The organism is Kribbella sp., from assembly GCF_035687465.1.
Taxonomy (GTDB): Bacteria; Actinomycetota; Actinomycetes; order Propionibacteriales; family Kribbellaceae; genus Kribbella.
This window is the reverse complement of the sequence record NZ_DASRXP010000056.1, coordinates 1-10,268: the sequence shown is the minus strand read 5'-3', so window position 1 is coordinate 10,268 and position 10,268 is coordinate 1. Positions and strand designations below refer to the sequence as shown.

General features: G+C 69.7%; 12 protein-coding genes. 8 read left to right on the top strand and 4 right to left on the bottom strand.

Annotation, left to right across the window (positions count from 1 at the left end):
- From VFG33_RS02895 to VFG33_RS02875, 5 genes are all read left to right on the top strand, one after another.
- The coding region (locus VFG33_RS02895) for a DUF4129 domain-containing protein (RefSeq protein WP_325022067.1) at nucleotides 1-318 on the top strand (318 nt) is incomplete at its 5' end.
- Entirely contained in the window at nucleotides 315-827 is a 513-nt protein-coding gene (locus VFG33_RS02890; protein ID WP_325022065.1) for a hypothetical protein, read from the top strand. The genes VFG33_RS02895 and VFG33_RS02890, both read left to right, overlap by 4 nt.
- A 6-nt stretch (nucleotides 828-833) precedes the next feature.
- Nucleotides 834-1,826 carry an AAA family ATPase gene (locus tag VFG33_RS02885; protein ID WP_414672918.1) on the top strand — a complete coding sequence of 331 codons (993 nt, stop codon included), beginning with the start codon at nucleotides 834-836 and terminating at the stop codon, nucleotides 1,824-1,826.
- Nucleotides 1,823-3,124: a DUF58 domain-containing protein gene (locus VFG33_RS02880; RefSeq protein ID WP_325022063.1), complete on the top strand. Its 1,302-nt coding sequence runs from the start codon at nucleotides 1,823-1,825 to the stop codon at nucleotides 3,122-3,124. The genes VFG33_RS02885 and VFG33_RS02880 overlap by 4 nt, the downstream gene beginning before the upstream one ends.
- Nucleotides 3,121-3,675: a hypothetical protein gene (locus VFG33_RS02875; protein WP_325022061.1), complete on the top strand. Its 555-nt coding sequence runs from the start codon at nucleotides 3,121-3,123 to the stop codon at nucleotides 3,673-3,675. The genes VFG33_RS02880 and VFG33_RS02875 overlap by 4 nt, the downstream gene beginning before the upstream one ends.
- Here VFG33_RS02875 and VFG33_RS02870 read toward each other — a convergent pair.
- A complete protein-coding gene (locus VFG33_RS02870; protein ID WP_325022059.1) occupies nucleotides 3,672-4,214 on the bottom strand; it encodes a TetR/AcrR family transcriptional regulator in 543 nt (180 codons plus the stop codon). The genes VFG33_RS02875 and VFG33_RS02870 overlap by 4 nt on opposite strands.
- Before the next feature lie 95 nt (nucleotides 4,215-4,309).
- Here VFG33_RS02870 and VFG33_RS02865 point away from each other — a divergent pair, with 95 nt between their 5' ends.
- Both VFG33_RS02865 and VFG33_RS02860 read left to right on the top strand, forming a co-directional pair.
- A complete protein-coding gene (locus VFG33_RS02865; RefSeq protein ID WP_325022057.1) occupies nucleotides 4,310-5,722 on the top strand; it encodes an MFS transporter in 1,413 nt (470 codons plus the stop codon).
- Between the two features lie 38 nt (nucleotides 5,723-5,760).
- Nucleotides 5,761-6,120: an MmcQ/YjbR family DNA-binding protein gene (locus VFG33_RS02860; protein WP_325022054.1), complete on the top strand. Its 360-nt coding sequence runs from the start codon at nucleotides 5,761-5,763 to the stop codon at nucleotides 6,118-6,120.
- Here the strand turns inward: VFG33_RS02860 and VFG33_RS02855 are convergent.
- Genes VFG33_RS02855 through VFG33_RS02845 form a run of 3 tightly spaced genes read right to left on the bottom strand, consistent with a single transcriptional unit; the run spans nucleotide 6,084 to nucleotide 9,426 of the window.
- Nucleotides 6,084-7,322, bottom strand: coding sequence for a Maf family nucleotide pyrophosphatase (locus VFG33_RS02855; protein ID WP_325022052.1), 1,239 nt, complete (start codon nucleotides 7,320-7,322; stop codon nucleotides 6,084-6,086). The genes VFG33_RS02860 and VFG33_RS02855 overlap by 37 nt on opposite strands.
- 8 nt (nucleotides 7,323-7,330) lie before the next feature.
- Nucleotides 7,331-9,022, bottom strand: a complete 1,692-nt coding sequence (locus tag VFG33_RS02850; RefSeq protein WP_325022050.1) for a DUF885 domain-containing protein — start codon at nucleotides 9,020-9,022, stop codon at nucleotides 7,331-7,333.
- A 41-nt stretch (nucleotides 9,023-9,063) separates the two neighbouring features.
- Nucleotides 9,064-9,426, bottom strand: coding sequence for a hypothetical protein (locus tag VFG33_RS02845; protein ID WP_325022048.1), 363 nt, complete (start codon nucleotides 9,424-9,426; stop codon nucleotides 9,064-9,066).
- Between the two features lie 115 nt (nucleotides 9,427-9,541).
- Here VFG33_RS02845 and VFG33_RS02840 point away from each other — a divergent pair, with 115 nt between their 5' ends.
- Nucleotides 9,542-10,180 carry a maleylpyruvate isomerase N-terminal domain-containing protein gene (locus tag VFG33_RS02840; RefSeq protein ID WP_325022046.1) on the top strand — a complete coding sequence of 213 codons (639 nt, stop codon included), beginning with the start codon at nucleotides 9,542-9,544 and terminating at the stop codon, nucleotides 10,178-10,180.
- Nucleotides 10,181-10,268 lie beyond the last annotated feature (88 nt).

The following is a 10,268-nucleotide window of genomic DNA, read 5'->3' as shown; positions in this document are numbered from 1 at the left end:
GCGGAAGCGGTCGAGTCTGGCCTGGCCACGGTCGACACCGGTACTGCGACCGACGCCGTGATCGCGTGCTGGGTGGCTCTCGAGGAGGCGGCCGCTTCCGCCGGCGTGGCCCGGCACGCCTCGGAGACACCGGCCGAGTTCACCGTCCGGGTGCTCGGCGTCGGTGGCATCTCCGAGCCGGAGTTGCTCCGGCTCGCCCAGCTCTACCGCGAGGCCCGGTACTCCACGCACGGATCGACCGAGGAAGCCCGTGCCCAGGCACGGGCGGCGCTGATCCGGCTGCGGGACGACCTGTCCGCGGCGGTGGCGACGCCATGAACCGCGTCGTTCTGCAGCATCTGCTGATCACCCTCGTCGCCGGCCTGATCCTGATCGCTGCCTTCGGGCTGGCGGGAACCCAGCCGCGGCCGCTGTGGTTCGTCGCGATGGCCCTGGCGATCGGCTTCGGCTCGGTCGCGATCCGGCTGATCTTCCCGCTGGTGCTGGAGACGACCTGGCCCGCCCGGTACGACGAGAAGCTGGCGGCGCAGCGGAACCGGACCTACGACAACCGCACCCAGTTCATGGCCACCTGGGTGCAGGAGGCCGACCGCGAGCGCCGGGTCGGCGAGGGATCGCTGACCTTCGTACGGCGGATCCGGCCGATGCTGCTCGAGCTCACCACCGACCGGCTGGTGCACAGGCACGGCATCGACCCGGAGCTCGAACCGGACCGGGCCCGGGCCCTGACTGGCGACCAGTTGTGGAACCTGATCACCGGGGCCGAGGCGCGCACGGCGTCCTTGGCGGAGATCGAGAAGGCCGTTCAGACCATCGAGAAGTTGTGAGGAACCGTGACTGATCTGGAACCGGGGCTGGAACTCAGCCCGGCGGAGGTGTCGGCGCTCAGCCGGCAGGTACTGGACCGGGTCGGCCAGGCCGTGGTCGGCAAGGGGGAGGCGCTCGAGCTGGTCCTGGCAGGCATCCTGGCCGGCGGTCACGTGCTGCTGGAGGACTACCCGGGGCTGGCGAAGACGCTGGCCGCACGGTCTTTCGCGCAGGCGCTCGGGCTGGAGTTCCGCCGGGTGCAGTTCACCCCGGACCTGCTCCCGTCCGATGTGACCGGCGCCTTCGTCTACGACCAGCGGGACTCGGAGTTCGTCTTCCGGCCCGGGCCGATCTTCACCGGTCTGCTGCTCGCGGACGAGATCAACCGGACCCCGCCGAAGACCCAGGCCGCGCTACTCGAGTCGATGCAGGAGCACCAGGTCACTGTCGAAGGCCAGACCTTCCCACTGCCTGTGCCGTTTCACGTGCTGGCCACGGCGAACCCGGTCGAGTACGAGGGCACCTATCCGTTGCCGGAGGCGCAGCTCGACCGCTTCATGCTCCGCATCGGCTTCGGCTACCCCAGTGCCGCTGAGGAGTGGGAGGTGCTGCAGCGACGGATGAGCCGCCGTACGGAGGACCAGGTCGTCGAGGCCGTCACCGACGCGTCCGGACTGCGCGCCGCCCAGCGTTCGGTCGAGACCGTCACCGTCGACGACACAGTCGGCCGGTACTGCGTCGAGCTGGCTGCCGCGACCCGGCGGGATTCCCAGGTCCTGGTCGGCGCATCCCCCCGCGGCTCGCTGGCGTTGCTCCTGACCGCCCGCTCGTACGCCGTGATCCAGGGCCGGGACTACGTCGTACCGGAGGATGTGAAGGCGGTTGCCATTCCCGCGCTGGCCCACCGGATCACCGTCCGGCCGGAGCTGTGGCTGCATGAGGTCACCGGCGCCACTGTGGTCCGCACAGTGCTCGGCTCAGTACCGGCGCCGCCGACTGTCGTAGGTGCCCGGCAGTGACCTGGCGGCCGACCCATGCGCAGGTGAGGGCGGTCACACTTGCGGCCGCACTGCTCGTGGTGGCCGTGCTCGCCCGGCGGCCGGATGCGGCCGTGATCGGTCTGCCGCTCGCGTTCGTGGCGGTCTGGGGGCGGTACTTCCGGCCGCGGGAACGTCCGGAGGTCAGCTCCGAGCTGGACTCCGACGTGCTCTTCGAGGGGCAGGCGACGACCTACCGGCTGCAGGTGTCCGGCACCCTCGACCCCGACATCGACATGGTTGTCGCCGCGCTGCCGCGGACGCCCTGGTTTCGCTACGACCCGATGCAAGCGGCTATCGCTGAACCAGTGGCGGACGGCACTGTCTCGCTCGAAGTAGGCGTGCGCTCCGAGCGTTGGGGCCTCCGGCAACTGGAGCGCCCGAACGTCATCGCTACCTCGGTCCTGGGCGCGTACCGCGTGCAGGTGCAGTCCGGAGCGACTCTCACCGTCAGAACCCTGCCACTGCGCGAGGGCTTCGAGGCAGTCGATTCCGTACCGCGTCCCGCCGGGCTGGTGGGGCTCCACCGGTCGCGGCGACCAGGAGAGGGCACGGAACTCGCCGGCATGCGGCCGTTCCGTACCGGCGACCGGTTGCGCCGGATCAACTGGTCCGTGTCGGCCCGGACCCGTGAACTGCATGTCACCTCGACCTGGTCCGACCGGGACACCGAGGTCGTGATCCTGCTGGACACCGGCATCGAGGTCGGGATCAGCGAAGGCATCGACGGGCGGTCCAGCAGCCTCGACACGGCTGTGCGAGCTGCGGCCTCGATCGCCGAGCACTACCTGCGGCACGGAGACCGGGTTCGCCTGGTCGACACGGGCTCGGTGGTTCGTGGGGTGCGGGCGGGCAGTGGTCGGGCGCATCTGCGGCGGATCCTCGATGTACTGGTGCATGCGGATCGCAAGGGACGCCAGCAGGACGAGGCACAGCTGGCACGGCGGCACCGGGTCCGCCCGGACAGCCTCGTGCTGGTGCTGAGCCCCCTGCTGCGGCAGTCGATCCTCGGTTACATCGTCACGCTGGTGCACTCGGGCTGCACGGTGATCGCGGTCGACACCCTGCCGACCGACGTGGCGGATGTGATCGACCTCGAGCAGCACGACGCGACGGCCTGGCCGCTCGCGTGGCGCTTGCGGCTGCTCGAGCGTCGCGCCGAACTCGACCGGCTCGGCGATCTCGGCGTACCGACTGTGCCCTGGCGAGGCGCCGGCACCCTCGACGAGGTACTCCGTGACGCCGCCCGGGTCGCCGCCGCACCGAGGATCCGGTCATGACGGTCGCGGAGCGGATTACCCGGTGGATCGCACAGATCCACGCGTCCAGTCAAGCGGCGCTGGCCGTCCGTCTGGTCATCGCCTTGGCCGGTGCGATCGCCCTGGTGGTGCCGGGGGTGCAGGACTGGGACCAAGTGGACGTGGTCGTGTTGGTGGGGCCTGCGCTGCTGATCGCGTGTGTGGTGCTGCCCGACTCCCTCGCTTCGCTGATGTTCATGGCCGTGGTCGCGGGTGGATGGTTGTTCAGGGCCCCCAGCGGAGTTTCGTGGGGAGTGGTGGTGACCGGGATCGCCTTGCTGGCGGTGCATCTGGCCTCCGCCTTCGCCGCGCAGATCCCGTCGTACGCGCAGGTTTCCCGGCGAGCGCTTCAGCGCTGGTTGCTACCGGCAATGATCGCGGCGCTGCTCGCACCGGTCGTTGCCGTGGCGGCTGCACTGGTCCGCGACGCGGAGGTGCCGGGCTCGCTCCTGGTCACGGTCGCCGCGCTCGCCGCCGCGACTGCTGCTGTCTGGTTCGCCTCAGGTCAGTCGGCGATCGACCGCGAGTCCTAGAGGTTCTCGAAGCTGTCGAGGATCTCGGCGGACCAAGGGCAGGGGAGCGGCTCCGGGCCGGCGACCTGCATAGCGGCCATGACGGTCAGCAGCATGCCGTTCGCCAGGAAGAGGCGGGCGTCCTCGGCGGAGGCTCCGGTGAGTTCGCGGACCAGTCGGTAGATGCCGCCGAACCGCTCCCGGACGACGTCGCCGATGGCGGGCTCGCCGCTGGCGGCGAAGCCGTGCAGGAGCACCACGAGGAGCTCGCGTTCGGTCATCAGTTCGTTGTAGGCCTTGCCCAGCCTGGCCAGGTCGGGCTCCTCCGCGGCAGCATCCCGGAAGGCCTGCTCGATCCGGTCGCAGACCCGTTGCACAGTGGCCACGAACAACTGCTGCTTGGTGCCGAACAGCCGGATGACATAGGGCTGGGAGACCCCGGCCAGCCGGGCGATCTCGTCGGTCTTGGTGCCGGCGTACCCCGCGGCACCGAAGGCCACGACTGCCGCCTCCAGCACCTCTTCGCCGCGCTCGGCCGCGGTCAGCCTGGTCCTCGTCATGGTGCTCCTCGCATCGTCTCCTTGACATGTTATCAGTCGATGCATACCTTGGTGTCGACGTTAGTTATCAGTGAATAACAACAAGGAGCTTGCTGATGAGCACGACCGCTCTCGAACCAGAGCTGGCGGGGGTCTCCGGGCCTCCCGTCCGGCGCTCGCTCGCCACCGTGCTGGCGGTGGTCGGAATCCCGATGTTCATGGTCACGCTGGACAACCTGGTGGTGACGAACGCGCTGCCGGTGATCAAGACCGAGCTCGGCGCCTCGCTGACGGACCTGCAGTGGTTCATCAACGCCTACACGCTGTCGTTCGCGGCCCTGCTGCTGACCGCTTCGGCGATCGGTGACCGGCTCGGCCGGCGGCGGATGTTCCTGGCCGGGATCGCGCTGTTCACACTCGCCTCCGCGGCCTGCGCGCTGGCCACCGAGCCGTGGATGCTGATCACGGCCCGCGGCATCCAGGGCGTCGGTGCCGCCGCCGTGATGCCCTTGTCGTTGACCCTGCTGTCGGCCGCGGTCCCGGCCAGCCGGCGCAGCGCGGCGATCGGTATCTGGGGTGGCATCTCCGGCCTCGGTGTCGCGGTCGGACCGGTGGTCGGCGGTGCTGTGGTGGACGGACTCAACTGGCAGTGGATCTTCTGGCTGAACGTGCCGATCGGCGTACTGGCCATCCCGTTCGCGGCCCGCATCCTCACCGAATCCTTCGGCGGCAGCCGCAGGCTCGACCTGCTCGGCCTGCTGCTGTCCGCGGCGAGCGTGGTCGGCATCGTGTGGGGCGTGGTGCACGGGTCCGACGACGGTTGGACCTCGGGTCCGGTGCTCGGCTCGCTGATCGGTGGCGGCGTGCTGCTGGCGGCGTTCGTGCTCTGGGAGAGCCGGACCGCATCCCCGATGCTGCCGTTGAGGTTGTTCTCGTCGCGGGCTTTCAGTGTCATCAACGCCACTGCCTTCACCTTCGCGGCGGGTGTGTTCGGCTCGGTGTTCCTATTGGCACAGTTCTTCCAGGTCGTGCAGGGGTACACCCCGCTGGAGTCGGGTATCCGCACGCTGCCGTGGACGATGGCGCCGATGGTGGTCGCTCCGCTGGCCGGTCTGGTGGTGGACCGGGTCGGACCCAGGGTGCTGATCGCGAGCGGCCAGGCGTTGCTGGCGATCGCGCTCGGCTGGATCGCCGTCATCACCACGGTCGACGTCAGCTACAGCTCGTTCGTGGTGCCGTTCGTGCTGGCCGGCGTCGGGATGGGGCTGACGTTCGCGCCGTCGGCGAGTGTGGTGATGGCAAGTGCCGCCGAGAAGGACCGGGGCGTCGCGTCGGGGACCAACAACACGGTCCGTGAGGTCGGGGTGGCGATGGGGATCGCCTTGCTGGCCTCGGTGTTCGCCTCGGCCGGGTCCTACGACAGCCCGAACAGTTACATCGACGGACTGGTCCCGGCGATCTGGGTCGGCGCCGCGATCGTCGCGGTCGGCGGCTTCCTCGCCCTGCTCCTCCCCGGCCGCCGCCGCTAGCCTCCCGAGCCACGCCCACATCATGTGATGATGTGGGCGTGCTTGGGGCTGAGGATGTTCGTCGGATCGCGTTGTCCTTCCCGCAGACCGTGGAGAAGGAGCGCTGGCGTCATCCGACGTTCGACGTCGCGGGCAGGATGTTCGTCACCGTCCCCGACGACCAGACCTCGTTCGCCGTCCGCTGTCCGCGGCACGAACGCTCCGAACTGATCGCCGCCGAACCGGAGAAGTTCTGGGTCCCACCGCACGAGGCCGGCTCGCACTGGGTCCGCGCCCGCCTCGTTGCCCTGGAGGACGCGGCCGAACTCCACGACATCCTGCTCGACTCGTACCGCCAGGCCGCGCCGGCCGACCTGGCGGACTACGAACCCGTACGGCGGAAGCGGACCAGAGGGTAGATCGGATCGGTGCCGCCACCACGGGCCTGGTTGTGGCCCGTGAAGGTAGTGGCGGCATCAAGCGTCAGCCCGTACTGCGCGGCGCGGGCGACCAGGAGCGCCAGAGAGTCTTGCGAGCGCTGCTCCTTGGGAGTGCGGCCGTCCGCAACCCTCGAGGCTTCGGACTTCTCGGTGGTCGTGACGAAGACCCCGCCGGGCCGGAGAACCCGGGACACCTCGGCCAGCAACGGGTCCGCGTCCTCGAGGACATGAAGCAACCAGATCGCCACCACCGCATCGCAGCGCCGGTCCGCGATCGGAAGCCGGGTGGCATCAGCCGCGGCGACGTGCCCCGGCAGCCGGATGCGCGCGTGGTGAAGCATCGCGGGGGACAGGTCGATCCCGTGCGCCATGTTGCCCAGGGCAACGAGCTCGGCCGCGACGATGCCGGTGCCCACCGCGAGTTCGAGAACCCGGCCGCCTCCCGGCAGCAACCGCTGAACCCCCTCAGCCGCGGCTAGCGCCCGCGCGGGGCCACCTCGCGTCTCGTCGTACTTCGCTGCCTCGTCCTCGTCGTACTCGAAGGTCCGGTGCTGCCACAAGGACGGCCAGGAGATGCCGACGGTCGCCAGCATGCGGCGCAGCAAGGGCAGCGAGAGACCGACCACGTTGTGATAATCGCCCTCGATCCCTTCCACGAAAGGGCCGCCGAGGCCGTCGACGGTGAAGGAGCCCGCCACCACGAGTGGTTCGCCGGTCTCGACGTAGGCGTCGATCTCCTCGTCGGTCAGGTCGGCGAAGGACACCGTGGTCGAGGCGAGTTCACGGAATTCCTGCTTGCTGTAGGTGTCGAACAGGCAGTGCCCGGTGTGCAGGATCCCCGATCGGCCTCGCATCATCCGGAGCCGCTCGCGCGCGACTTCCGGCGTACCGGGTTTGCCGTAGGCGACACCGTCGATCTCGAGAACGGAGTCGCAGCCGAGCACGGTCGCGTGGTCTGTCAGTGTCGACACGACCGCCCGCGCCTTCAGGGTCGCGAGTGTGCGGGCCAGCTCGCCGGGGTTCTCGGCGGTGACGTGGTCCTCGTCGACACCGGACACGATCACCTCCGGCTCGACGCCGGCGTTGCGCAGGGTCTTCAGGCGCGCGGGTGACGCCGACGCGAGGACGAACCTCGGCCGCTCCGGAGCAGGGTCTTCGAGCAGTTCCGCGGACGAGTTCACAACGGCGCTCACAGCCGGGCGAGCGCGCGGCGCAGCGGGTCGAGGCCGAGTGAGCCGAGGTTCAGCGCGTCGGAGTGGAAGGTCCGCAGATCGAACGCGGATCCCTTGCGCTGCTTGGCCTCCTCCCGGGCCTGCAACCAGATCCGCTCGCCCACCTTGTACGACGGCGCCTGGCCCGGCCAGCCGAGGTACCGGTTGAGCTCGGCGCGCAGGAACTCCGTCTCCATCCGGGAATGCGCCCGGAGGAACTCGAACCCGAGCTCGGCGTTCCAGATCTCACCTCCCCGCCACCCGAAGGGGTTGTCCCGTGGGATCTCCAGCTCCAGGTGCATGCCGATGTCCACGATCACCCGGGCCGCGCGGAACCCCTGGGCGTCGAGCATGCCGAGACGGGCGCCCGGCTCCTCGAGATAGCCGAGTTCCTCCATCAGCCGTTCGGCGTACAGGGCCCAGCCCTCGCCGTGGCCGGAGACCCAGCAACCCATCCGCTGCCAGCGGTTCAGCAGGTCGGCGCGCAGCATCGTCTGGGCGACCTGGAGGTGATGGCCGGGAACGCCTTCGTGGTAGACGGTGGTGACCTCGCGCCAGGTGGCGAAGTCCTCGACGCCGTTCGGCACGGACCACCACATCCGGCCGGGACGGGTGGTCAGGTCCTCGGTCGGCCCGGTGTAGTAGATCGAGCCGTCGGAGGTCGGCGCGATCATGCACTCGATCCGCCGGATCTCCTGCGGGATGTCGAAGTGGGTGCCCGCGAGCTCGGCCACGGCGGCGTCGGCGAGCTGCTGCATCCAGTCGCGGAACGCCTCCTTGCCGTGGAGCTTGCGGGCCGGATCGTTGTCCAGCAGTTCGGCGACAGCCTCGATGCTGGGGTTCCCGTCGTTCAGCGAGGAGGCGATCGCCTGCATGGCGCCCTCGATCCGGGCCAGCTCCTGCCAGGCCCAGGCATAAGTCTCCTCGAGGTCGATCGCGGCGCCGAGGAAGTTGCGCGAGGCAAGCTCGTACACCTCCCGGCCGACCGCGTCCCGGCTCGGCGCCTGCGGAGCCAGCTCGGTGGTCAGCCAGCCGCCGAACTCGTTGTACGCCTTGCGCGCGGAGGCCGCGGCTGCCTCGACCGTGGCCTTGACCCAGGTATCGGGCGCCTGCGCGGCCAGGCCGGCGAAGAAGTCGTCACCGTCGGCGCCGGTCCAGCTGGCGATCCGGCCGGCCAGGTCGTTCACCTGCCGGAGCGCGGACACCCTACCCCGCGCGGCCTGCTCGGTGAGCGAGTCGCGGAACCCGTCGAGCGCAGTACCGACCTGGTTGAGCCGGATCGCGATGGTCTCCCAGTCGCTCTCGGTCGCGGTCGGCATCAGGTCGAACACCTGCCGGATCTCGGCCGGGACGCAGGCGATCGCGTTCAGCTGGTACTGCGGGACGCCGGCCTCGTAGGTCTCCAGCTCCAGCCCGAGTCGCTCCAGGAACGCGTCCTTGGCGACCTCTTCGCGGGGGCTGCCGGGCTGGATCGCGTCCGCCTCGGCGACGGCCCGGCGGTTCAGCTCGATCAGCGCCTCGAACCCGGCCGGTGAGTAGTCCGGCAGCTGGTGGTCGTGGCCCTCGATCCCCATGTACGTCGCCTGGGTCGGCTGGAGCTCGATATAAGCCTCCAGGTACCGATCGGAGACCTGGTCGATCGGGCTGTTCGGTGTGGTCGCATCCGTCACCCGGCCGACACTACCCGGGCCCGAGCCACCAGACCGGCGAATTAGGAGGGCTTCAGGCCGGTCTTCTCGTCGAGGAGCTGGAGCAGGTCGTGAGCGGCCAGCTCGACGTCCTTGTGCCGCCATTCGGAGGCGCGGTAGACCGACGCGATCAGGGCCGTCCGGTGGATCCGGCGGAAGTCGCCGAGCACGAAGGCGTAGCGGGCCTTGGTCTCGTCGTTGGCGCCGTCGGTCAGGCCGAGGTGCCAGGCGGCGTAGTCCTCCCAGCCATGGGAGTCGAGGTAGTCGTTCTGCGCCTCGGCATTGGGCTGCGCGTCGCCCCAGTCGCTGTCCAGTACGTACTGCCGGCCCTCGATCAGCCGCCGCGCGTGCTCGACCGCCTGCTTGTTGACCGCGTACTTGGCCATACCGGGGATTGTGCCACCGCGCCACGCCCGGCAGGCGGAATTCCGGCCGGGTGGAATTAACCGCTGTTTCCGGAGGTTGCCTCCAGTTAGACTGGTCACCCTGGAGGGGGAGAACATGGCGCGGATCAGAACGGGGTATTTGGAGGCGGCAGCGTCGGCGGCGGAGCTACTGGCTCGGCCAGAGGTCGACGACGCTTGGTTGAAGGGGAGCGCTCTGCCTGAGCTGAGCGTGGGCGGGCTCGCGGCGCATCTCGCGTGGCAGATCACCATCATCGGTGACGTCCTCGCCGCGCCGGAGCCGGCGGACGAGCCGAGGGAGCTCTACGAGTACTACGCGCAGGTGGGCTGGATCGGCGCGGATCTCGACGAGCCGATCAACGTGCGGATCCGCGAAGGAAGTGAGCGGGAGGCACTCGACGGGGCGGCCGTCGTTGCTCACCGGGCCGCCGCGGCAGCCGCCCGGTTGCGAAAGATCTTGCTGACCGTCGAGCCTCGCCGGGTGCGGCTGCCGTCGTGGGACGGGTGGTCGCTCGACCTTGACGATCTGCTGCTGACCAGGCTGATGGAGCTCGTCGTGCATGCCGACGATCTGGCGGTCAGCGTCGACGTGCCGACGCCGCAGATCTCCCAGACGGCCGCGGGATCGGTGGTCGACCTGCTGAGCAGACTCGCCATCCGCCGCCACGGCGCAGTCGAAGTAGTCCGCGCCCTCAGCAGACCCCACCGCACCTCCGGCCCAATCGCAGCCCTCTAGTTACGGGTGGGCGCTGGCGCGCCAGCGGCCGGGGCCTGGGTGGAGGGGGCGGCGGACGTTGCGCCAGTAGGAGGCCCAGTCGCTGGCT